A 23342-nucleotide genomic window follows, 5' to 3' on the forward strand; every position below is an offset into this window, starting at 1 on the left:
CGATGTACGACGCGATTGAGCCGGCAGCAGGACCGGAGGCCGGCGGGCACGACGGTTCTGGACACGATGGTATGGGGCATCACCCTTCGGAGGGGGGAGGTTTCATCGACAGCCTGAGCGATGCCGACCGGGACATGGCCGCCAGCTATGGCTGGCACGATACCGCCGGCATTCTGGAAGGCTATCGATCGCTGGAAGACAGACTGTCCGGGGCGCTTCAGGTTCCGGGCGAGGAGGCCGGCAGCGAGGAGCAGGCGGCCTTTTATGCCGATGTTTCCAGCCGCTGGACACCGAAGGACGGCTATCGCTTCAAGATGCCCGAGGCGCTGCCGGAAAACTTTCCCTACGACCAGGCCTTTGCGCAGGAAGCCGGAGACTGGTTCAAGGAGGCGGGGCTTCACCCGGAGGCAGCGCAAAAGCTGCACGACCGGTGGGTGGGCAAGATGGCAGAGCAGTTTTCCGCCCATGAGGAAGCGGCTTTTGACGCCGCGCAGAAACAGGGCCAGGCGGCCGAGGCAGCGCACCTGTCCCTGGTCAGGGAATATGGCGAACCGGACAGCGACGGCTATCAGAACGCCATTGCCAAGGCCGACCGGGCGCTGAGCACCCTGAAGACGGCCGGGGTGGACCTGACAGGATGGTTTGCGGAAAAAGGCGCCCTGACCACGGCTGGCAGCGACGGTTTGCAGCAGGTGACGGACCCCGTGGCGGTGAAGCTGCTCGCCTTCATCCACGACAGCGCCTTTGCGGAAGACGGCCTGAACGGTTTCGGCGCGAGTGGGGAGGGCGGCAACCCCTTCGAGACCGGCAATCCGGACCTCAGGCAGCAGTCGGATCTTCTGGAAAACAGCCCCTTGCGGGCACGGCAGATGATCGTCGCAGCGGGGCGGGATCCACGGTTGTTCGGGCTGTAACAAGCAGTCTTTTCAAGTTGCCGCGGCGGGGATGAGTGCAAATCGCGTTTGGTTCCGGTTTTCGATTGTTGATCTGGCAGATCATGTGCTTAACCCGAATGTCGGTACACGCGAAGAAAGCCAGTGGGGAGCGAAACCCTGTTAGTTGGTGAGTTCCTCGCACCTGGGAATGATCCACGGTTCGCTGGATGGATCAATATCTGTAGACCAGAAGGCTAGGTCGCCGGTTTCCAGTACTTCTGCGTGTACCTGATAAACACTGACATCGTCAGAGCCAGGCCATTTCTCGCGGCAGACAAAGGTTTTTCCCTCTAATTTTTGGCATCTTGCGCTGTGATAAGCGTGTTTTATCAAGAGTAGGTCGTCGATCATCGTGAAATCGTAAGGTATCCATTCTTCTGTGCAGAAATTTTCCTGCGCTTTTAATTCGTTCGCAGGAAGAACTACTAGTATATTTAAGGCGATAAACTTAATGAAAAATCTCGTCAACGAATTCACTCGCAATGTCTATATCGCAGCTAAAAACCTTGGGTTGCCTGATCCCCAGGCGCGCCTTGCGGCAACACAAGCATCACTTGAGACTGCATATGGCAAATCTGTCAAGGGAAACAACTATTTCGGGATCAAGGCTGGAGCCTCTTGGAAGGGAAAAAAACAGGATTTTCGAACTTGGGAGGATGAGGGGGGAAAGAAAATCGTTCTGACAGACAGCTTTCGCAGATATGGCAGTCTACAGGAAAGCTTGCAGGACTGGGTTGAAACGGTATCGTCGCGATGGCCTGATGCTATGTCCGCTCGCACATTTGAAGACGCGGTAAAGGGACTTCATGCAGGAGTGCCCGGCAAGGGCTATGCAACCGACAAGCTCTATGGCCAAAAACTCAGCTATATTGAGCGAAAAATCGGAGAAACTTACGCTCCGCCGAGCGAAGGTCTTCAGAGATTTTTCCGAGAAACGGAAAAGGACGTTGATCTTCACAACATACTTATGGGGCATCGGAACGCACCAAGGTCACCGAACATTTTCGATACTCATGAAATGGCTAGTTTAAATGCTGCCGCGATACCAGTGCCGGATAGAAAACCTACTCCAGAAATGGAGGTACACCGAGAGTCCGCTTTAAATGTGACTCGGGACAGAACTGCAGGTCCGTCTCCTGCTGTTCCACGGCGAAAACCGGGTGCTGATCTCGCGGCTTCAGGACTTAGCAACGAAGAGGATTTTAATCCGTTCGATCTAAAAAATCCAAATCTCAAGTTGCAAGCAGCGCTTCTAGAAAAATCACCGGCGTTGGCAGAGCAACTGATAGTGTCCGCCGGTCGAGACCCCAGATTGTTCGGTCTCTGAAAATACCGCCTGTTTCGGAAGAGGTTTTCGTGCCAATTTCAATTTAGGGTTGATTAGGAACAAATAATGAACATATTCTGATTGTTCAGCGTCTCGATGCCTTTCTTCGAGAGCGATGATATATAAAGGGATCCGGAATGAAATTGAACACCTTTCGCTTTATCAAGGGCTTTGGGGCAATTCTGAAAGTGTCGGGGGTTGTTGCTCTGCCGTCGGTTTGCCTGGCCGCGGACGGTGCTGTCATCCCGTGGGAACAGCAACCTGAAGTTCTTCGGTCTGAAATAGAGGGCTATGTCAATTCAAGCCTCGATCCCGCAATGTTCAAGGTGCAGGTCGCGGAGGATGTCCGTGTGGTCTATCTGGGCTTTTCGCCCGAGGAAATCGAACAGAATGCGGAGCAGTTTCCAGATATTCCAGGCCACGAGGTGACACATCTTCCTTATGGTCGAGAGGATTATTATAGCACTCCCGTAAATATTGTAGATTACCAGACAAATAATACGATCACCTTGCTCAGTGTTGATTTGACAAAGGATGTCGTGCCGGGCGCTGACCTCTATAAAGGAGACATCAGAAAAGTGCTCGATCCGGATGGGGATTTTTTCCATGCGATAGGTACCTCTGTTTATCAATTGATGAGAGCTGGCGGTGTCATCGTTGAACTCGGCCCCCCGATCGAGCGTTTTCGTGATGCGGAGTTTTTCTATCGCAAAGCATTGTTGAATACGGCCTGCACGTCTCAATTCGATTACGCGTCGTTTGACGACGGTACACAGGAAAACACCATGGTTGTTTATTCCGGCGCCGAACCCGGTTCTGCCGAGCAGCTTCAGTGCCTGGAGATGCAAGCTCTGGTTTTCATGCGGCCTGCGGGACTTGCATTCGAGAGTGTATCTTCGAACGACTGATCTTCTGCGGTTATTCACCTGATAAACCGAATTGCAGAACACTCGTCCGGGGGCCGTGTGGCCGGTTCCCGGACTGTGAAACGGCTTTGAAGTTCACGGCATGTGCCCGGTCTGACTTCCGGCTGTTCTGATGAGCAAGGCGGAACCAGCTTACTGCCGTGCCTCTGCCTTCGCGGTTGGCTTCCGAGCGAAGCGCATCGCCAAATTCCACCCCTTTATCAGTTTCGATTTCAGTGTGCAGGCCTTTTGGCCTGCACAGATGTTTTCGACGTGTCGAATTCGCTGAGGAGGCGAGACAATGGAAAACAAGGTGTCCGAGAAACAGGTCATTGAAGAACTGGATCAGATCCAGAAGCAACTTATGAAAAAATACGGCTCAGGAGGTGTTGCAAACGAAAAGCTGCAGGACGAGCTCAGAGAGTTTGGGAGTAAAGGCGATGGCTATTGGGACGCCAGAAAGATCCTCGAAGGTGCGCTTATCTACAACCGAACGCGGAGCGAGGATCCTGAAAAGCAGAAAATGGTTGATGAAATACTCGGCGAGAATTTGAAGGTTGGGCCGGCGGTATCTGGTTGTGGAACCCAAAAAGGTTGTTCATTCGCATTGAAGATCTGAGACTGTTTGGTGACCAAACACAATCAGCTTCAGGAGCGATGTAATGAACAACCCGGACCAGTATGCCCAGACGTGTTTTTACAGTCGAGAGCAAATCGTTGAGCGTTATCAGAACGGTGAGAAGGCGCCAGCGATTGCAGTTGCCTTCGGAATTTCTGACTGCACGGTCTAAAAGTGGCTGAAGCGGTTTCGCGAGCACGGCCTTTCCAGGCTGGACGCCCGCTCCAGCGCGCCCAGAACCTGCTCCAATTCACATATGGCCGGGTGACGGAACCTGATCGTCTTGCTGCGGCTGACGGCAGACGAGATCGCAAAAGTGCTCGAGTTTCCGCGCTCCACTGTTGCTCAGACGGGGCCAATTCACGTTTGATGCGGTGCAGCCGCTGGTACAGCGAAATTAAACAGGGCTACGCAGGGGGCGAGTAGTGAACGAAGATCAGATGCGGGAAATCGCCCGCGAAGGTGGCAAAGAAGGCGGCCGGGAGGCTGCTCAAGAGGTGCTTAGAGCACTCGGTGTCGACATCGAACATCCGTTGGAAGCTCAGAAAGACATGCACTTTCTGCGTGATTTGCGAAAAGGAACTTCCAGTATCAAGGGCAAAGTGATCAATACGATTGTGGGCGCATTGGCAGTTGCTGGACTTTACAAACTTCTGTCAGGAATTCGGTGAGGACCTTGAAGTCACTATAAGGCGACTTTCGGTGTGATGATTGGTGCCGCCGATCAGATGGGTGATTGACCCTGATAAACGTGATACCGCGCTGGCGCAGACATTGGAGCTAGCTGCTTGAGTAAAGCCTTTGTTTGAGCCGGAATGTACCGGCAGATGAAATTGCGGAATGCAACTGCCTTCCATGGGGTTAAATTTCTAGTTGTAGTCGACTGGCGGCAAGAGTTCGCTTCTCTCAGGGAGAGAAATTGCACTTTCCTTCCCTCCAAGCCAGGCAAGCTTAGAGATAGCTGAAGTTACCGACCGCCTTCGGCGGCTGCACCTTCTGGTGCAGCCGACTATGACGGGAAACTAATATTTATTGTTGAATTGTCCTGCCGTCCGTTCGGCGTTGCTCGTTTTCTTTGGTTTCTTGCCGTTTGGTTCAGATGACACCAACTACAATTGCAGCCAAAAACGCAAAGGCTGCCAGGAAGGCAATCATGTTCAGGTTCCGTACAAGGGTCATATGTCCGCTCCCGATTACCTCTTTCAGACTGAGTGATACTAAGTCAGCATAATGCCGAAGCGAAGCAAAAAAGATGCTGCAGCGCAGCGGCGCTGTGCATTCCAGAGTTGTGGTTGTTGATAAATCATTAAGTAAGGCCTTGATTGGAAACGCTCACAGCCATTCGCGAAAGCCAGAACTGGTTTTGCACAGCTGTCACGATCGAGGATTGTGAATAATGGTGTGGCGGATCTCGTAGACTGTAGGGCCGCATTACAGCTGCGGGCTGTTCATCCAGTCCGCCGATGTCAACGGTAGCTTAATGTTAAGAGCAGGCTGATACAGTTTGCGCCTACGCGGTTGGCGCGTCGGAGTGTCAATGATCAATCTTGCAAAACTCGCTGAACTGGCAAGGGACTCAACTGCTGCGGGGCGCAAAAGCCTTGTCAGTACGCTGACCGACCTTTTCGTGGGTTCTGGCGATGATCGCGATGAGCAGATCAGCCTGCTTTTTGGTGACATCGTTCTGAAGGTGCTGGGGCAGCTCGAAGAAGAAACCCGGATCATTCTATCCAAACGTGTTTGCAAGGAAAAAGACGCACCTCATGACCTGATGGTGAAGCTGGCTCAGGATGGATTTCCCGTTGCTGGACCGGTTCTGGAAAACTCGCCCGCACTTACGTCCGACGATCTCGTGGCGATCGCATCCTCTGCCTCCATGGAGCATCTGGGTGCAATTGCCGTGCGTGAAACAGTCGACAAGGCAGTTACCAGTGTACTGGTCGACCGCGGAGATACGTCGGTTTTGAGCAAGGTGGCTGAAAACCAAGGTGCAGAATTTGCCGATGCGTCGTTCCTGAAACTGGTAGAGAAAGCCCGGTCGAGTGAAGCAATCCAGGCTGCATTGATCAACCGCACGGATTTGCCGGAAGAGGCCGCGCATGCCCTGTTGCCTTTCTTAACAGAAGAATTGAAAGAGAGAGTTGGTGCGCTCGGGGCCGACAGTACACTTGTTCAGCTTCTGGCTGAGCGCGCTGCCACCGAAGTGGCGGCACGTGCTCACAAGCTTGAAGATGCCCGCGAACAGTCTAATGCGTTGATCCGCGACGTGGTCAGCAAGAAAACCAAAATTGATGAAGCGGTGACCTTGTTTGCACGGTCAGACCGAACAGCGGAGCTTGGGATGTTGCTTGCGAAGGTCAGCAACTTGCCTCCTGCGGCCGTATCTCAGCTCTTGTTCAGCTCAAGTGACAAACCCTTGATTATCCTTTGCAAGGGAAACGGTGTTAGTTCCGAAGCCTACAAGGATATTTTGACGATGCGTGCCCGCCGGTTGCGCATAGGCGGGCTGGAACTGAATACCGCAATCCAGCGTTACGCAGCGCTCAGTGAAGAGGGCGCGCGCCGGTCACTTGAGATTTTGAAACAATCCGGGGCTAATTTCGGTTTGAAAACCGAAGAGCAAGAAATCGAAGTCGACGACGCAAAGTCCAAGAAGAGCATTCCCTTCGCCTCCAGTCGCTGAGATTGCTTTTGTTAATTCGCGGATCTTTGCAAGGTCGCTGTCATGGCTGCGGCAGAAATCAAGAATGCGCCGCCAATTCTGTTTACCAGCTTCAGCAAGGATGGGTTTCTCAGTTTTTGGCCGAGAGCCGATGCCGCGTAGGCGTAAACAGCTGCGTTCAAAATACCCAAAACAACAAACGTTGTTCCCAGAAGTGCGAGTTGTGGAACGACCGGGGCTTGCGGCGCGATAAAGTGTGGCAAGAACGCCATGAAAAAAACGATACCCTTGGGGTTCAGCGCTGTGACCACATACGCATGCCAGAATATCTTTTGGGCAGGAACATCGGCAACCTGATGCGGCCCGAGTGCTGTCGGTCGGCTTCTCCACATCTTCAGACCAAGCCAGACGAGGTAGATCGCTCCCACCCACTTGAGCAAACTGAAAGCGGTCGCTGACGCCGCCAGAATAGCGCCAAGACCCATTAATGAGGCAGTTGCTGCCGTTGCGTCGCCCAAGCCCACACCGAGAACACTGGCAACCGCAGACTTACGCCCTTGAGTCAGGGCGTAGCTGACAACCAGCATGATCGTAGGCCCCGGGATCGCTAGGACGATCAGGGTGGCAACCACATACGCGGAGAAGAGTTCTAATGTCATTGGAAACCTTCAATTTTTCCCAAATGCAACCATAGACGCAGGACAGGCGTTGTTCAATATTGATGGTTTTCGATTATCGAAGAATGCGGGGCAGGAAATGCAGATAAGCGTCGTGTTTGTTTCCGCAGTCTTGGTAGCGGTCTTTCTCCAGCCTCCTGACGCTTCTGCTGCCACTCCAATGCCAAAAGAAAAGCCGCTTCAGGATCTCGGTTTGAAGGGTTTTGCTGAAGGTATTGATGTGCCAGCGGCAAAGCCTGCTGATAAGACAAACGCATCTGCGCTGGCTCCAGTTGAAGGTGGCGGAAAATCATCTCCAACAGAAACGCCTGAACTTGCATCCTGCGATATCCAAGATGCAGTGTTTGATCGACTTGCTCCGTTGCAAGGACACTCGGGCGATGAGGGCTGCGGGATAGCAGTGCCAATAAATCTGACGGGTGTACGTAGCGCAAGTGTCGATGTAGCCTTCCCGACGAAGGCCACCTTGTCTTGCGGGTTTGTCAAGACATTCTCCGAGTGGGTAATTCAAGACGTTGTGCCGATTGCACAGGCGGAGTTTGGAAAGCCAGTGACGGAATTTTACACAGGCCCTGGGTACCAATGCCGGCGTCGAAATAATCAGCCAGACGGGAAGCTTTCGGAACATGCATTGGGCAAGGCCATTGATATTACGGCATTTCGGTTAAGTGACGGGACCAAGATCTCAGTCGAAACGGATTGGGCAAGCAAGACCGAGAAGGGCAGCTTTTTGTCGTCCATACACAAGGCAGCCTGCCAACGCTTTACGACCGTGCTCGGCCCAGACGCAGACCCCAATCACAAGTCCCACTTTCATCTCGATATCGGGTGTCATGGCAAAAGCTGTACTTACGTTATCTGCCAATAGTCCAATCCCGACTTGCAAACCAGCTGCAAGATTGGTCCTTTCTACCCAATGAGTTCTAACGCCGGAACGACTGATGGAACGATATAAAACAGCAATTGACGCCGCCCTGGATCTTCGTCCCGATCAACCCGTTTATTGTTTCCGCCCGGACGTGCTGAAGCATGACGCACAGCAATTTCAGTCACTTTTCCCCGGCAAGACCGCTTATGCGGTCAAGACGAATGGAGAACCGTTTGTTCTTGAAGCACTCGCAAAGGCCGGAATCAGCTGTTTCGATGTGGCATCACCGGCCGAATTTGCTTCAGTGAAGAAGGCTGCGCCAAAAGCAGAGATGCTTTACATGCATCCTATCAAAGCGCAGTCAGACATTCGATTGGCACTTGAAACTTACGGTATTCGAACGCTTTCACTCGACCACGAAGACGAGGTCGCGAAGATCCTGCGCATTGTTCGGGCCCTCGATATTGATCCTGGAACGATCACGCTTTTTGTTCGTATCGCTACAAAGGGTCACGCAGCCTACGAATTGTCGAAAAAGTTTGGTGCAGCTCCCGGCCATGCGGTTGAGTTGCTGCAACGGATCAACCGCATCGGCTTCAAATGCGGTTTGTGTTTTCACGTTGGCAGCCAGATCGAAGAGCCTGAAACCTACGAACGGGCGCTGGCTTCTGCAGACTGGATCAGGTCACGTGCCGGGGTCCCCATCGTTGAACTGGATGTTGGAGGTGGATTTCCTGCCGTTTATGGCCATGACCCCCGCCGCAAGGTACCGGAGATGCCCACGCTAGAGGAACTGATGGGGCAGTTGAAGACAGATATCGCCGATTGGCAGTTCGACGACCTTCCTCTCGTTGCCGAGCCCGGCCGCGTGATCGTTGCCCGGTCAATCTCGCTTATCGTGCGTGTGTTGCTGAAAAAAGGCCGCCGTCTCTACATCAATGACGGAATTTGGGCTTCGCTTTCCGACAGTTGGACCGGGAAGATCACTCTGCCGGCCCGATTTATTCCCGACCCGGCTCGCAAGACGCGTGCGGGACAGCCCGACAAGATTGTACCCTTCAAGGTTTGCGGAGCAACTTGCGACAGTGTCGATATTCTTTCCCGGCCCTTCTGGCTACCGGAAACGGTCGACACAGGAGACTGGATCGAGATCGGCCACATAGGAGCCTACAGCTTGTCACTACGCACCCGGTTCAACGGATTTTATCCCGACAAGGTAATTGAGGTTGCTTCGCCGTTCGACTCCGGTGCAGCACCGGAAGGCTTTGCTTCAATCGAAACCATGGCTGATTAGCCAAAAAGGCTGATGTCCACCAAACGGTGCTAGCGCCTTTATCAAGGCCAGTTCCTCAAAAAAAGGCAACAAGCGGGTGACCGGTTCGGCCGGTCTGTCGTTTGTCGCCGTAAGTTCTGAAACACCACCAAGGGGTCGGCTTATTGGCAGAAGCGCTGTTCGCCCTGGTAGGTGGTGTAGGTGCCGGTTGATGGGTTGAACGACCGGAACTTCGAAGAACAATATTGATACCAGGCGGGGCTCCAAGGCTGGTAACCGATGCCCGTATGGACTTGACCCGGGTAGGGAGCCGGCGGGTAGTGATTCACTGGCGGCGGGCCTGCGTAGCTCGGTTGGCGGGTCGCACCCAGCAGAATGGCACCTGCGGCCAGGCCGATGACGCCAGCAGCGACGGCTGCGCCCAGATTGTCATTGTTTTTGTGTCTATTTTGATTTCGGTTATGGTGTCTGTGGCTTTGATGATGCCCACCACGGTGGTCGCGCCAGCCGTGGCGCGACCCAGCTTCTGCGGATGCAAAGGTCGGCAAAAGAAGGGCACCTGTCAGGGCGGCGGCAACGAGACGTTTGCTCATGGTCTTCATCGGTTTTCTCCAAAGGAAGGCGCCGTTTCCGAGTGGCGCCGTATCTGATGGTGAGACATTCGCATGGGAGGGCTGAACCGGTTCTGAGATGTCTGTTCATCTGACGTTCAGATTCAGTGAGGCGTGGAGAAAACATGAAATGGTAATTGGTCTGGCCGAAAGGCTTCAGAATTTGGAGGGGCTGTGAGCCTGGAAAAAGAAGCGAAATCAGTTATTCGTCCGACCGATGATCAGGCCAGGAGGTTGGCGAAGGAATTAATAAGAACTGCTAGATTTGGTGCGCTGGCGGTGCTCGAAGCCGGAACGCGGCATCCAGTGGCAAGCCGCGTTGCGGTTGCGACTGACCTGGACGGTACGCCTGTCATCCTGACAAGTTCATTGTCGGGGCATACCACAGCAGTTCTTGCCGATCCTTCTTGTTCGCTGCTTTTAGGTGAACCAGGAAAAGGCGATCCGCTTGCTCATCCGAGAGTTTCTCTCTTTTGCACGGCCGCCAAGATTTCAAGAGAAAGCACCGAGCACGAGCGACTGCGAAATCGATATCTGTCTCGGCACCCGAAAGCCGAACTATACGTTGATTTTGGAGATTTTTCCTTTTTCAGACTTGAGCTCTCACGAGCAAGCCTGAACGGAGGGTTCGGCAAGGCCTTCGAGCTCGAAAAGCAGGATCTAGAAACGCCGGTCAGTGACCTTGCCGACTGGGCGTCAGTGGAGGCGGGTGCGGTTGCGCACATGAACTCGGATCATCGGGATGCTGTGAAACTTTATGCGCAGAACCTTCTGAAGGCCGAGGCAGCCAACTGGCGGCTTGCCTGCCTGGATCCCGAGGGGATCGATCTTGTGGCTGGAGACAAGGTGAGGCGTCTCTGGTTTGCGGATCGGCTTGAAGATCCTTCTGAACTTAGGCCTGCGTTAGTGGCCTTGGCTTTGCAAGCGCGCAACACCTGACAGCAATTCGACCGGCAAGTCTCACAAGAAGCCAGGTTGCCGTTGCTTGTTGTTTCTGACAAGGCTATCGAAAGTTCTCTTTTTCAATCTGGACGTTTGTTTTGCCAACACTCTGACCGGTCATCGATCCCGCCATGCGTTCAATTGAACGCGTCGTGAACTTGTTCGTCCTGGCGGCGGATCGGGGCCGGTGTGGCTTGGCCATGCGCATCTGATCCTGTTCCGGTTCATTGCACACATTTCTATTTTTCCAGCCAAACTGAGCGCCGTGAGCTGACGCTTTTCGGCCGCCCCGACTGCCTGTGAAGGACTTCCCGTGCGAGGAAGACCCGCAGAATGTCATTTGTTTTAAACGTAGAATGGATTGTTGTCCGTTCTGGAACTCCAAATATAAATCGTCCGTGCCAAAGGTGTGGAGTTGTGAAATCTTTTGGTTCGACCGGCAAATTTCGACTGAACGCAAATGGTGGCCAACTTGATGCCTGGCTGATCTATCGCTGCATAGATTGCAGCAGCAGATGGAACAGGACCCTTTTTGAGCGCCGACCTGTTGGTGACCTGCAGCCAGATCTGCTGGAGGCATTGCAGAGGAATGATCAAGGGTTGGCAGACGCTTTTGCCTGCAAACTTGCCGGGGTATCCGGAAGCTGCGCCGATACCGAGTTCGGTCTGGAGCGCCGGTTGGTGTCCGGTGTGTGTGCGCACGCTGACAAGGCGGTGCTCACGCTTCTTAACCCGGACCATGTAGAGGTGCGTCTTGATAAGGTGCTTGCAATTGGGCTCGGTCTGTCGCGTAGCAACCTTTCAAATATGGTAACGCGAGGCGCTCTGAAGATGCCATTGAGTGCCGCAAAGGCTCTGAAGAGGCGTGTTCCCGAACAGCTTGTCTGTGAGCTCGACCGTTCTGCAGAACCTTACAAAACGGTTGGATTTGAAGGTCTGCTTGATCTCAGCCTTCCATAAAGCGAAAGCGATCGCAGGTGGAGATTAAGGTCTGACGGGGCGTGTGTGGCCAGTGAACAATTGGGGGAGAGTTGACCCAAGCACTGAAATGCTTCAGTCGAGTGCTGCTATCCCCCCTATATGCATATCAGGCTGCCATGCCTGCTTTGCGGAGATGGCAGCTCAGCGCTTTGGTGCTTCAATTCCAAGACCGGAAAATGTGACGACATGGGTCAAGCTGCGCGCAGATGTCCCAGAAAGTCGCTCAGCCCATCTCGTATTGTCGTGATCTGGGACGAAATGTTCTGGACGCCGCTCACAACCTCCCCAACCCTTTCGCCTGAAATCTGGGCGGCATGGTTCACCTGGGAAATGTTGACGGTAATGTCGGCGCTACCTTGCGCGACCTGATGTGCGTTTTTGGCTATTTCCGAAGTGACTGCGTTCTGTTCTTCAATCGCCGACGCAATTCCGGAAATCTGTTCCCGAATTTCCATCATGGCTTTTACCACGGTGGTAATCGCATCGGAGCAGGTGGCCGCACCCGTCTGGACACCGCTCAACTGAGACCCGATCTGATCGGTCGCCTGTCCAGTTTGAGTTGCAAGTGCCTTTACTTCAGATGCGACAACGGCAAAGCCCTTGCCTGCTTCACCAGCTCTCGCAGCTTCAATCGTTGCATTCAGGGCCAGCAAGTTCGTTTGGGCAGCAATGTCGCTGATCAACTTGAGCACGTCCGTGATCTCTTCAGCGGACGCAGACAGCTTTCCGACGGTGTCGCCAGACACTTCCGCCTGCTCGGATGTGCGAGAGGTGGAAGAATTGGCAAGCGTTATCTGTCTGCTGATTTCATGGATGGAACTTGCCAACTCCTCAGATGCAGACGCAACAGACTGAACCGAAGCCGTCGCCTGTTCAGCCGCTGCAGCGACGGTGTTGGATCTCTCGATGGTCTCGTGACTGTTTTGGGCCAATTCGTCAGCGCCGGTTGCTAGTTCCCTCAAAGCTAAAACGGCTGTATCGCAGCTGGTCATCAGCAGTTTTTCAAGCTCATCGGCTAATCGTAGCCTGGTTTCCCGGCGGTCTGCTTCTGCCTGGATTTCCTCTTCGCGCGCTTGATCCTGCAGACGCTTCATTTCAATAGTATTTTCCCGAAACGTTTCGAACGCTCTTGCTACCCGGCCGATTTCGTCTCTTGTGTGAACGTTGACTTCCACATCCGTGTTGCCTCTCGATAGCTCGAGAAGGCCTGTCGTGACCTGGTGCAACGGTCGGGAAATCAGAAATTTTGCGAAAAGTACCGAGCCGATTATGCAAAAGATCAAGGTCAGTGACGCGGTGATCGATATTTGCCGAAAAGCCTGTTGTTCGTGATTTTCTGCTGCACTTGCGGCGACTTGTGTAAAGCGTTCTATCTCGGTCAGCAGCGAGACCAGTTCGTGGTCCAGACGGTTTTGTTCTTTTTCCAGCTCAACGAGCAATTTGCTCGCGTCCGTCAGATTGTTCTGTTCGATCTTCTGTAAAATCGCTGCTATTTCAGCCGAGTAGGTTTGATACTCGGTATCGATACGTTTCAACTGTTCAAGGGCTTTTGAAAACTCGTCTCGTTCAATCGCGCTGGATGATTTTTCGAGCGCCAGGTTGGCGAGAGCTTCGGCTTTCAGGATTTCACCGGAAACCTGTTCGTTCAAGGCGGCCAAGGTTGATTTCAGGGCTTCTGTCGATGTCTCTTCGTCTTGAGAAGTCAGGCCGGAGACGCGCATGATGCGTTCAACGATCGCTGCCTGTTGCAGTTGATGGCTGGCAACCTGACTGATCGCTTGCGAGAGCGGAATATCCTTCTCGGCGATGTTCTGAAGTTCCTTACCGATCATTCCCATCTGAATAATCGCAACGGCAGCCACGACAAGCAAACCAAGACTGAGCAAGGCGACCAGTGCGAGAATTTTCGCAGCCACCGAGGTTGCAATGGGATTTGATGCCAGCATGTCTCAGGAACCCGATTTTCTTGGCACTGCGGGCAGTACCTCAGTTGATGCTGGATAAGTTTAGGCGGGGCCAGGTTGAAAAAACGGTAAATTTTCTACCTGAAGGATAAAGTATTTCCCGTATAGGTAGAATTTGCAGTGTCGAATTCCTGGGGGAATAATCCAAAAAACGGCCGCCTCGAAAGGCGGCCGTTCTTATTCATGGAAATGATTGTGAGGTTAGGGTTCAGGCGTTGCCCCAGCCACCTGCTGTTGGTGTGACAACAGTGACGGCCTCTCCAGCTTCAAGCACAGTCTGATCACAACCTTCGAGCTGCTGTATTGCACCATCCAGCCTTCGAACTTCCGTTCGGCCGAGTTCACCGTCGCTCCCTCCGGCCAGACCCTTTGGCGGAACAGTTCGGTGGGACGCAAGGATTGCGCAATCCATCTTTTCAAGAAAGCGCAGGGTGCGTTTGGTGCCGTCTCCCGCGGACCATTTCCCCTTGCCTCCCGTTCCCTTGCGGATATGGAAGTCTTCCAGGAGAACCGGGAAACGGAACTCCAGCACTTCCGGATCAGTGAGCCGCGAGTTGGTCATATGGGTGTGGACGCCGTCCGTTCCGTTGAAGCCGGGACCGGCCGGAGAGCCGGAACAAATGGTCTCATAGTACTGATACGTGTCATTGCCGAATGTGAGGTTGTTCATGGTGCCCTGAGCATTCGCCATCGCGCCAAGAGCGGCAAAAACTGCGTTGGTGACATGTTGCGACGTTTCCACGTTGCCTGCCACCACCGCAGCCGGATAGGACGGCCGCAACATGCAGTCGTCCGGAATGACGATGTTGATCGGCTTGAGGCAGCCGGCATTCATCGGAATGTCGCCGTCTACCATGACCCGGAAGCAGTAAAGGATTGCGGCGCGGGTTACAGGTTCCGGCGCATTGAAGTTGTTCGGCTTAACGGCGGAAGTGCCGGTAAAGTCGACCGTTGCCTCGCGCTTCGATTTGTCGACGGTGATCTTGACCTTGATCACCGAACCCTGGTCGGTCGGATACTCGTACTCGGAGTCCTTCAGAGCCTCGATTACACGGCGAACGCTTTCTTCCGCATTATCCTGAACGTGTCCCATGTAGGCCTGAACCACGTCCAGGCCGAAATGAGCGACCATCTTCCGCAGCTCCTGAATGCCTTTTTCATTTGCGGCAATCTGTGCGGACAAGTCGGCAACGTTCTGCTGCGGGTTGCGGGCAGGGTAGGGATGGTTCGTCAGCAGTTCGACCAGTTCCTGTTCGCGGAACCGGCCTTCATCGACAATCTTGAAATTGTCGAAGAGAACGCCTTCCTCGTCTACGTTGGTTGCGCGCGGTGTCATGGAGCCGGGCGCGGAGCCTCCGACATCGGCGTGGTGGCCACGAGAAGCCGACCAGAAGAGGATCTCCTTGCCGTCGTCATCAAAGACGGGCGACACCACAGTTATGTCCGGCAGGTGTGTGCCACCGTTGTAAGGAGCATTGAGCGCAAAAACATCACCCGGTTTGATCTTGCCCTTGTTGAGCTTGATGACCGTTTCAACCGAGCGGTCCATCGAACCCAGATGCACCGGCATGTGTGGAGCATTGGCAACGAGTGCGCCATCCGCATCGAACACTGCGCAGGAGAAATCCAGACGTTCCTTGATGTTGACCGAGTAGGCTGTGTTCTGCAGGGTGACGCCCATCTGTTCCGCAATCGACATGAACAGGTTGTTGAACACTTCAAGCATGACAGGGTCAGCGTGTGTGCCGATGGCTTCTGCGCGTTTCAAAGGCACGATGCGTTTCAGAATCACGTGATCCTTTGAATTGACTTCTGCCTGCCAGCCGTCTTCGACCGCAATTGTTGCATGCGGCTCGATGATTACAGCGGGGCCGGTCACTTTCATACCCGGTTGCAGAGTTTCACGTTTGAAGATGCCTGCCTTGTGCCAGCTCCCTTCAGAGTAAATGCTGGTGGAAGTATTCGGGGTGGAGGACTCGGAAGCCAATGCCAGGTCCGGCTCGGTGAGGCCGGCGCCGCCACCGGCTGTTTCGACTTCAAGAGCTTCCACAACAACCGGCTTCTTCTCATAGGCAAAGCCGAACTGTTTCTTATGCGCATCCTCGAATGCCGCTCGCATTCCAGACACGGACCCGAGCGGTACTGGCAGCGGGGTGTCCGTGCCGTCGTAGCGGAGATGTACGGTCGCGGTTGTTTGGCGTGCCTTGGCTGAGATTGATTGTCTGTCGAGTTCGGCTTCCGTCTGGCTGGCAAGCTGATCACGCAGAGCCTGAAGCTCCGGGATGAGCTCATCTGTCAGCGTCTTGACGACGGCCTGTTGCCGGTCTGCCCGTATATCGGCCAATCCCATGCCGTATGCGGACAGGATGCCTGAGAACGGATGCAGGATGACGGTCTTCATGCCGAGACTGTCGGCAACGCGGCAGCCGGTCTGGCCGCCAGCGCCTCCAAAACACGTCAAGGCGTATTCGGTTACGTCGTATCCGCGCTGCACCGAGATCTTCTTGATGGCGTTGGCCATGTTCTCGACTGCAATTTTCAGAAAGCCGTCGGCGACGTCCTCCGGTGAGCGGCCATCACCGATACGCATGGCCAAATCTGTGAAGCGTTTTCGGACAATGTCGCCGTCGAGCGGCTGATCCTGATCCGGGCCAAAGATTTTCGGGAAGAATTCCGGTGCAAGTTTGCCCGTCATCAAGTTGGCATCGGTAACGGTAAGCGGGCCACCGCGGCGATAGCAAGCCGGCCCCGGATTGGCACCCGCGGAATCCGGACCAACCTGAAAGCGGCCGTCCGCATAATGAAGGATCGATCCGCCGCCGGCTGCAACCGTATGGATCATCATCATGGGCGCGCGCATGCGGACGCCGGCAACCTCCGTCTCGAAAGCGCGTTCGTAGTCGCCATCGTAGTGGCAGACGTCGGTAGACGTGCCGCCCATGTCAAAACCGATGATCTTTTCGTAACCTGCCATGCGTGAGGTTTCGACGGCGCCGACGACCCCTCCGGCCGGGCCGGACAGGATCGCGTCTTTTCCCTGGAAGAGATCTGCAGCGGTGAGACCACCGGAAGATTGCATGAACATCAGCCGAGGGCCTTCGCCCAGTTCTTCCTGAACCTGGTTCACATAGCGGCGCAAGATCGGGGACAAATAGGCGTCCACCACGGTGGTATCGCCCCGTCCCACCAGCTTCATCAGCGGTGATACTTCGTGGGACACGGAGATCTGCGGGAAGCCGATGTCTTCCGCAATTTTTTTCAGTAGCTGTTCGTGCGCCGGATAGGCGTATGCATGCATCAGCACGATTGCGATAGAACGAATGCCATCATCCCATGCCGCCTGCATTTCCGTGCGGGCCTGTCCCTCATCCAGCGCGCATTCCAGTTCCCCGTCAGCACGGACGCGCTCGACAATCTCGTGGACACTCTCGTAGAGGAGCTCAGGCTTTATGATTTCCTTGGCAAAAATGTCCGGGCGCGCCTGATAGCCGATCTCCAGGGCATCCCGAAAACCCTTGGTAATGAACAGTGCTGTCCGCTCGCCCTTGCGCTCCAGAAGGGCGTTGGTGGCAACGGTCGTGCCCATCTTGACGGTCGCGATCTTGTCCGAGGGAATGGCATCCCCCTTTTTGACGCCAAGCAATTCCCGAATGCCCTGGATGGCGGCGTCGCGGTAAGCTTCCGGATTTTCGGAGAGCACCTTGTGTGGATGCAACGTGCCGTCAGGCGACCGGCCAACAATGTCGGTAAACGTGCCGCCACGGTCGATCCAGAAATCCCACTTGGCTGTCATGATCTTCCCTCTGATGCTTCCGGCTTACGGAACACGCGATTCCGCGCCGTTAATTGGCATTTTGATATCAAGTAATTTTATGCTGACATTTTATCGATAAAATGTCGATGAAAAAATCTGAATGGGTTGGCATTTGAACTTTTTATCGCTGCCATCATTCCCATATGTGCTGGCGATACAGAGAGAAACCAGGAAAGCGCCGATGTCGGATAACGAAAGGTCAGGGGACAAGGACCCGTTCTTGTTGCGTCTGGTGGATGCAGTGGATTTTACGATCAGCGTTCTGACTGCGGACATCTGGTTTGTTGTTGTTGGCCTGCTGGTGGCGTTGCTATTTGGCGCTACGCTGTTGGGGCTCCTCTTGGAGTTTGCAATTGGCGCATTCGTGCTTGGCGTCATAGCGTTCGGTTTCTGGCTGTATTCGGAATGGGGTCCATTCGAGTGAGATTATTCAGCCTGCCTGCGTTCCAGAAGCGTTAGGCCGCTGGCACCCCACCCAAAGCGTTTCGCAGCTGGAGAGTTTTTCCTCGGACCAAAGGCTTCTTCCGCTGCGCGCATTTCCTCACCGCCGGTATGGACGATTAACAACCATCTTGCATTCTTGTTGCCTTGTCCCAGTTCATCGACTGTCTCGACTGCGGTGAAGGCGTCCGGACCGCGCAGGTAATAAGACAGGGCAGGGGCGGCAAAGCCCTTGTACAGCAGCAGATGGTCTTGCTCGCCTTTCAGCGCCCCATAATCTTTAGCAATCTGACGCCATTCCGGGCGAATTTTTTCCAATAGCGTGAATTTCAGTTCGGGATAGCTCAGCCATAGGGCGGCAGCGAGTACTGCAACCGGTGCGATGCGTGGGGCCAGGCGCTGGGCTGTTGCCGATGCCAACAGGATAACTCCCGGCCAGGCAGCTATCAGATATCGGTCGAAAAGGATCGGGTGCACAAAAATCGAATAGAGATAGGCCAGGCATGGTGGACCGGCGGCATAGGCAAAGCAGATGAGGATTGCGTTTGCGCTTTGCGGCTTGCCGAAATACCTGCCAGGCAAGGGCAAACAGGCCAGAAGACTGGCAAGGGCCAGCCCCGCCAGCATCCAGAACAAGGGCAGCGACCCGGCCAAGTTGAAGGCTATGTTGGAGAGAAATGCCGCATCCGGATAGTCAATCCAGAAGCCTTGCTCGGCCACCGACGTTGCCCGGACCGCCAGAATGATAAGCCAAGGCAGGAAAGCCCAAGTGCTTGCAGCCATTGCGATGCAAATCAGAAGTGGGGTGGACAGGACGAGACGCCCAGAACGGAACAAGCTGCGCAGAGCGAGGGCGGCGCAGACCATTCCGACAGATCCGAAGCCCAAGAGGGCGTAGATATGACTGTAAAGGAACAGGGCGCCTGACACGGCAAGCGCGATGAGCCGCCACGCAGATGGCTTCTCCAGGGTCTTCAGAACAAAAAACAGGAAGGCGAGACCGCAAGCTGCCAGCAATGCGTACATGCGCGCTTCTGTCGAATACCAGATGTGAAACGGTGAGACGGTCAGTAGAGCTGCTGCCAGCAGGCCGGCGGTTTTTCCTGCCAGGGCCTTGCCTGTCAGATAGATCAGCCAGACGGCCAGAATTCCCAAAAAGACTGAGGGAAGTCTTAGCGCCGTTTCGCTGTCTCCGGCGACCGGCATTGTCAGCCAAAGAATAACGTTATGCAGTGGCGGATAGTTGTCGGCTGCCACGGTGGTCAGCAGCTCTGAAAATGTTCCCTTGGACTGGCTCCAGCTAACGGCTTCATCGTACCAGAGGCTCGTTCTGTCCAGGTTCTGAAAACGAAGCAAAGCCGCTGCTGCCAGAATGAGCGCCAAAACCAGATGATTGACTTTGTCTTCAGTCAGGAAGCGATTGTTGTGTGGCAGCGCCAAGTCAGGTTTCCTCATTGTCTGGCCGGAACGCTAGTCAATCCTTTTGATGGAGGGAAGCTTGCAATAGGTCTTGATGGCAACAATGACATTTTATCGATAAATTATTGATGTTGTCTCCGTTTCCGTCTAGTGTTCTCGCAGATGCGCTTTCGAAGGTGTTCAAAGAATGCACCCAGAGCAGCATCCCGACGGGCGCCAACGCCCGCTTCCAAGAGGAGAAAACCATGCTGCAATCTCGTTTTCTGTCCCGTGCCGGAGTCCATCTGGCCGCTGCCGCTGCATTGAGTCTGGCAGGATTGACCGCTGTTTCCGCTGAAACAAAGTGGGACATGCCGACGCCTTATGGCGACAGTAACTTTCACACCCAAAACATTGCTGCCTTCGCTGAAGACGTGAAGGAAAAGACGGATGGCTCGCTTGTCATCCAGGTCCATTCGGCCGGATCGCTGTTCAAGCATCCGGAAATCAAAAATGCAGTTCGCAAGGGGCTTGCGCCGATTGGCGAAGTTCTGGTCTCCCGTCTTTCCAACGAAGACGCTGTCTTTGGGGTGGATTCCGTTCCCTTCCTTGCACCGTCCTACGATCAGTCCTGGAAGCTTTACCAGGCGTCGAAGCCGGTACTTGAAGAAAAGCTCGGTGAGCAGGGCCTGCAGCTGCTTTACGCGGTGCCGTGGCCACCCCAGGGCATCTACGCGAAGACGGAAATCACCAAGGGGGATGACCTCAAGGGGCTGAAGTTCCGTGCCTACAATGCTGCCACCGAACGTCTGGCTCAGCTGGCTGGCGCCGTGCCTACACAGGTTGAAGTGCCGGACATTCCGACAGCCTTCTCCACCGGTCGGGTCGAGGCCATGATTACGTCGCCGTCCACCGGCGCGAATTCCAAGGCCTGGGACTTCCTGACCCACTATCACGACACCCAGGCCTGGTTGCCGAAGAACATGGTGTTCGTCAACAAGAGCGCCTTCGATGCCTTGAGCGATGAAGAAAAGGCAGCTGTTCTGGAGGCCGCTGAAGTTGCGGAAAAACGTGGCTGGGAAGCCTCCAAGGTGGAAACCAAGACAAAGACGCAGGTTCTTGTCGACAATGGCATCACTGTTGTGGAGCCGAGCAGCCAGCTGATCCAGGATCTTGCTGCAATTGGCGAGACAATGGCTGCCGAATGGCAGGAGGAAGCCGGAGAAACCGGCCAGGCTGTTCTCGAAGCCTACAAAAACTAAAAAGCCAAAGAAGCGCCGGACCCAACAAGTCCGGCGTCTTTTTTCAGATCAGCTGCACATCCGGTAGGGGAAACCGATGCGAAAGGCTTTGAATACGCTTTATCAAGCGTCAACGGCCATGGCTGCGTGTTGTCTCGTCGTCATTGCCAGTCTCGTGGTTCTTCAGGTGTTCGGGCGTATATTCGACTGGGTTAGAACGGTCGTCGGTCTTGAACCCCTGGGGTTACAGGTTCCATCGCTTGCGGAAATCGCAGGTTTTCTGTTGGTCGGAGCGTCCTTTCTTGCGCTTGCTGGCACGCTGCGCAACGGCGATCACATCCGGGTGGGGATCCTGCTTCAGTTCGTGCCCAAAGTTGGGGCGCGCATCCTGAATGTCTGGGCGGTCGCGGTCGCGCTTGCTCTGGCGGCATTCTTCACCTGGAACGCCGGACAGCTTGCGCTCGACAGCTACAAATTCAACGAGACTTCCTATGGCGTCATTCGGATCCCGCTTGTCTTTCCGCAGTCGGTGATGACCTTTGGCCTGCTGGTGTTCACTATCGGTTTGCTGGATGACCTCATCATGGCGCTCACGGGCAAGGCTCCGAGCTTTGAATCGGCCGCAAAAGCCGATCCGATCGAAGGGAAAGAATAATGGATCTCTCCCTGATCGCTTTCCTGCTCGGCCTTGGAATGCTGGCGGCGCTTGCGACCGGTATCTGGGTAGCCGTTGCTCTATTTGCTGTCGCGCTTGCCGCAATGATGGTGCTTGTCTCAGCGCCTGCCGGTCCGGTTCTGGCGACGACAGTTTGGGGTGCCTCGAATTCCTGGGACCTGACGGCGCTGCCCATGTTCATCTGGATGGGCGAAATCCTGTTCCGCTCAAGATTGTCAGAAGACATGTTCGCGGGGCTTTCGCCCTGGATGGGCAATCTGCCTGGCCGGCTGCTGCATGTGAACATCCTTGGGTGCGGTATCTTTGCCGCTGTTTCGGGATCGTCTGCTGCGACCACCGCCACCATCGGGCGTATGTCGCTGCCCGAATTGAAGCAGCGCGGGTATGACGAGCGCATGGCCATCGGCACGCTGGCGGGGTCTGGCACGCTGGGCCTGCTCATTCCGCCATCGATTATCCTCATCGTCTATGGCGCAGCGACCGAGCAATCGATTGCCCGGCTGTTCATGGCAGGCGTTCTACCGGGGGCCATGCTGTGCGTCCTTTTCATGGGCTATGTCGCGGTCTGGGCGCTGCTGAACCGGGACAAGATGCCAGCCAAGGAGGAGGTCGTTCCGTTTCTTGAGCGACTTCTTGCAACGCGCAGGCTGTTTCCCGTCATCGGTCTGATCGCCGGTGTGATCGGATCGATCTATGCCGGCCTCGCATCGCCTACAGAGGCGGCCGCCATTGGCGTGATGCTGGCGTTGTTGTTGTCCTGGATGAGCGGAACGCTGAGCCGCAAGAGCTTCTCGGAAGCTTTGATGGGGGCGACGCGCACGTCCTGCATGATTGCGTTCATCCTGGCAGGGGCAGCGTTCCTGACCGTTGCAATGGGCTATACCGGCATCCCGCGCGAACTGGCGGCCTGGATCGGCTCGCTGAACCTGTCGCCCCATGCACTCCTGATTGCTCTGACCCTGTTCTTCGTGGTGCTTGGCTGTTTTCTGGATGGGATTTCGGTGGTCGTTCTGACGACCTCCGTTATCCTGCCGATGGTGGAGCAGGCCGGTCTGGATCTCATCTGGTTCGGCATCTATCTGGTGCTGGTCGTGGAAATGAGCCAGATCACGCCGCCTGTCGGTTTCAACCTGTTCGTTCTGCAAGGCATGACCGGATACAACATCTTCAAGGTTGCCCGCATGGCCTTGCCGTTCTTCCTGTTGATGATCCTTGCAATCGTCTTGATTACGGCCTTCCCGGGCTTGGCTCTTTGGTTGCCGCAGACGATGTTGAGCAACTAGTGCATTTCGCCCCCTCATAAACAGGGGGCGGAATCACGCATACCTTTGAAACGATCAGCAAACGGTCTGCCATCCGGTTTCGGCTGGAGGACCGCTGAAACACCAACTGTGCCGGAGATAAGATGTGACGGATAATCCCGACTCCAGAAGCGATGCCCCTATCGGGCCTGTTGTCTCTGCTGCGCATCTGGCCTCCGGGGCAATGCCTGCCTTGTCGGAGATCGAATTCGCGGTGACCATGATGGTCAATGCCTATCACCGCTGGATGGTGCGCTGCATGGCTGCCAGTGGATCGCATGGGCTGGGGCCGCTGGATGTGCTCGTGCTTCATTCGGTCAATCACCGCGGCCGCGCCAAGACACTCTCCGACATTTGCCTGGTCTTGAATATCGAAGACACGCACACGGTCACCTATGCGCTCAAGAAGCTAGAAAAGGCCGGTCTGATTGCGTCGGGTCGCCGGGGTAAGGAAAAGACCGCCGAAATTACGAAGTCCGGTGAAACCGCCTGCCTTGAGTACCGTCGTTTGCGCGAGGCTCTCCTGGTGAAGCCAATGAAGGCGCTGGGCCTCGATGAAAACGAGCTTTCCAAGCTAGCCGCGACTTTGCGCCTTGTTTCAGGCAACTACGACCAGGCCGCTCGCGCTGCTGCTGCCATGTAACAACGGATTTTAGAGACGAGTTGCCCGTTCATTTGTTGAATATTCCAAAATTTCTTGTAGTATC

General features: G+C 54.8%; 20 protein-coding genes. 15 read left to right on the forward strand and 5 right to left on the reverse strand.

From position 1 onward, the window contains the following. Positions 1 to 2 precede the first annotated feature (2 nt). From FMN63_RS20370 to FMN63_RS20395, 6 genes are all read left to right on the forward strand, one after another. Positions 3 to 914: a hypothetical protein gene (locus FMN63_RS20370; protein ID WP_148585996.1), complete on the forward strand. Its 912-nt coding sequence runs from the start codon at positions 3 to 5 to the stop codon at positions 912 to 914. A 472-nt stretch (positions 915 to 1386) separates the two neighbouring features. Continuing rightward, positions 1387 to 2262, forward strand: coding sequence for a glycoside hydrolase family 73 protein (locus FMN63_RS20375; protein WP_148585997.1), 876 nt, complete (start codon positions 1387 to 1389; stop codon positions 2260 to 2262). A gap of 137 nt (positions 2263 to 2399) precedes the next feature. Then, positions 2400 to 3170 carry a hypothetical protein gene (locus FMN63_RS20380; protein WP_148585998.1) on the forward strand — a complete coding sequence of 257 codons (771 nt, stop codon included), beginning with the start codon at positions 2400 to 2402 and terminating at the stop codon, positions 3168 to 3170. A gap of 298 nt (positions 3171 to 3468) precedes the next feature. Beyond that, positions 3469 to 3786, forward strand: a complete 318-nt coding sequence (locus FMN63_RS20385; RefSeq protein WP_148585999.1) for a hypothetical protein — start codon at positions 3469 to 3471, stop codon at positions 3784 to 3786. A gap of 425 nt (positions 3787 to 4211) precedes the next feature. Further along, the gene (locus tag FMN63_RS20390; RefSeq protein ID WP_148586000.1) at positions 4212 to 4457 is read left to right on the forward strand and encodes a hypothetical protein; all 246 of its coding nucleotides are present in this window, start codon (positions 4212 to 4214) and stop codon (positions 4455 to 4457) included. An 866-nt stretch (positions 4458 to 5323) separates the two neighbouring features. Then, on the forward strand, positions 5324 to 6469 hold the full coding sequence (locus FMN63_RS20395; RefSeq protein ID WP_148586001.1) for a DUF2336 domain-containing protein: 1146 nt from the start codon (positions 5324 to 5326) through the stop codon (positions 6467 to 6469). Positions 6470 to 6480: 11 nt separating this feature from the next. On the opposite strand, the gene FMN63_RS20400 is transcribed toward FMN63_RS20395, so the two are convergent. Beyond that, positions 6481 to 7107 carry a LysE family translocator gene (locus FMN63_RS20400; protein ID WP_148586002.1) on the reverse strand — a complete coding sequence of 209 codons (627 nt, stop codon included), beginning with the start codon at positions 7105 to 7107 and terminating at the stop codon, positions 6481 to 6483. Positions 7108 to 7156: 49 nt separating this feature from the next. Here FMN63_RS20400 and FMN63_RS20405 point away from each other — a divergent pair, with 49 nt between their 5' ends. Both FMN63_RS20405 and FMN63_RS20410 read left to right on the forward strand, forming a co-directional pair. Next, positions 7157 to 7993, forward strand: coding sequence for an extensin-like domain-containing protein (locus tag FMN63_RS20405; protein WP_162530088.1), 837 nt, complete (start codon positions 7157 to 7159; stop codon positions 7991 to 7993). A 73-nt stretch (positions 7994 to 8066) separates the two neighbouring features. Then, positions 8067 to 9287: an alanine racemase gene (locus tag FMN63_RS20410; protein WP_148586004.1), complete on the forward strand. Its 1221-nt coding sequence runs from the start codon at positions 8067 to 8069 to the stop codon at positions 9285 to 9287. A gap of 140 nt (positions 9288 to 9427) precedes the next feature. On the opposite strand, the gene FMN63_RS20415 is transcribed toward FMN63_RS20410, so the two are convergent. Further along, a complete protein-coding gene (locus FMN63_RS20415; RefSeq protein ID WP_148586005.1) occupies positions 9428 to 9868 on the reverse strand; it encodes a BA14K family protein in 441 nt (146 codons plus the stop codon). Between the two features lie 183 nt (positions 9869 to 10051). On the opposite strand from FMN63_RS20415, the gene FMN63_RS20420 reads away from it, so the two are divergent. Next, the gene (locus FMN63_RS20420) at positions 10052 to 10816 is read left to right on the forward strand and encodes a HugZ family pyridoxamine 5'-phosphate oxidase (protein WP_148586006.1); all 765 of its coding nucleotides are present in this window, start codon (positions 10052 to 10054) and stop codon (positions 10814 to 10816) included. Between the two features lie 336 nt (positions 10817 to 11152). Beyond that, entirely contained in the window at positions 11153 to 11779 is a 627-nt protein-coding gene (locus tag FMN63_RS20425; protein WP_148586007.1) for a DUF1062 domain-containing protein, read from the forward strand. A gap of 212 nt (positions 11780 to 11991) precedes the next feature. Here the strand turns inward: FMN63_RS20425 and FMN63_RS20430 are convergent, their stop codons facing one another. After that, entirely contained in the window at positions 11992 to 13746 is a 1755-nt protein-coding gene (locus tag FMN63_RS20430) for a methyl-accepting chemotaxis protein (RefSeq protein WP_148586008.1), read from the reverse strand. A gap of 226 nt (positions 13747 to 13972) precedes the next feature. Further along, entirely contained in the window at positions 13973 to 17557 is a 3585-nt protein-coding gene (locus FMN63_RS20435; protein WP_148586009.1) for a hydantoinase B/oxoprolinase family protein, read from the reverse strand. 202 nt (positions 17558 to 17759) lie between these two features. Here FMN63_RS20435 and FMN63_RS20440 point away from each other — a divergent pair, with 202 nt between their 5' ends. Then, a complete protein-coding gene (locus FMN63_RS20440) occupies positions 17760 to 18002 on the forward strand; it encodes a hypothetical protein (RefSeq protein ID WP_148586010.1) in 243 nt (80 codons plus the stop codon). Positions 18003 to 18004: 2 nt separating this feature from the next. Here FMN63_RS20440 and FMN63_RS20445 read toward each other — a convergent pair whose 3' ends face one another. Then, complete coding sequence (locus FMN63_RS20445; protein WP_162530089.1) at positions 18005 to 19459, reverse strand: glycosyltransferase family 39 protein; 1455 nt, start codon at positions 19457 to 19459, stop codon at positions 18005 to 18007. A 224-nt stretch (positions 19460 to 19683) separates the two neighbouring features. On the opposite strand from FMN63_RS20445, the gene FMN63_RS20450 reads away from it, so the two are divergent. The 4 genes from FMN63_RS20450 to FMN63_RS20465 all read left to right on the forward strand — a co-directional run bounded on the left by FMN63_RS20450 (position 19684) and on the right by FMN63_RS20465 (position 23278). Next, entirely contained in the window at positions 19684 to 20679 is a 996-nt protein-coding gene (locus FMN63_RS20450; protein WP_162855074.1) for a TRAP transporter substrate-binding protein, read from the forward strand. 76 nt (positions 20680 to 20755) lie between these two features. After that, positions 20756 to 21313, forward strand: a complete 558-nt coding sequence (locus tag FMN63_RS20455) for a TRAP transporter small permease (RefSeq protein WP_148586013.1) — start codon at positions 20756 to 20758, stop codon at positions 21311 to 21313. Next, complete coding sequence (locus FMN63_RS20460; protein WP_148586014.1) at positions 21313 to 22617, forward strand: TRAP transporter large permease; 1305 nt, start codon at positions 21313 to 21315, stop codon at positions 22615 to 22617. Before FMN63_RS20455 ends, FMN63_RS20460 begins: the two co-directional genes overlap by 1 nt. A gap of 202 nt (positions 22618 to 22819) precedes the next feature. Then, a complete protein-coding gene (locus tag FMN63_RS20465) occupies positions 22820 to 23278 on the forward strand; it encodes a winged helix DNA-binding protein (RefSeq protein WP_209001357.1) in 459 nt (152 codons plus the stop codon). The last annotated feature ends 64 nt before the right edge of the window (positions 23279 to 23342 follow it).

It is taken from the genome of Stappia sp. BW2, from assembly GCF_008107695.1.
Lineage (GTDB): Bacteria > Pseudomonadota > Alphaproteobacteria > Rhizobiales > Stappiaceae > Roseibium.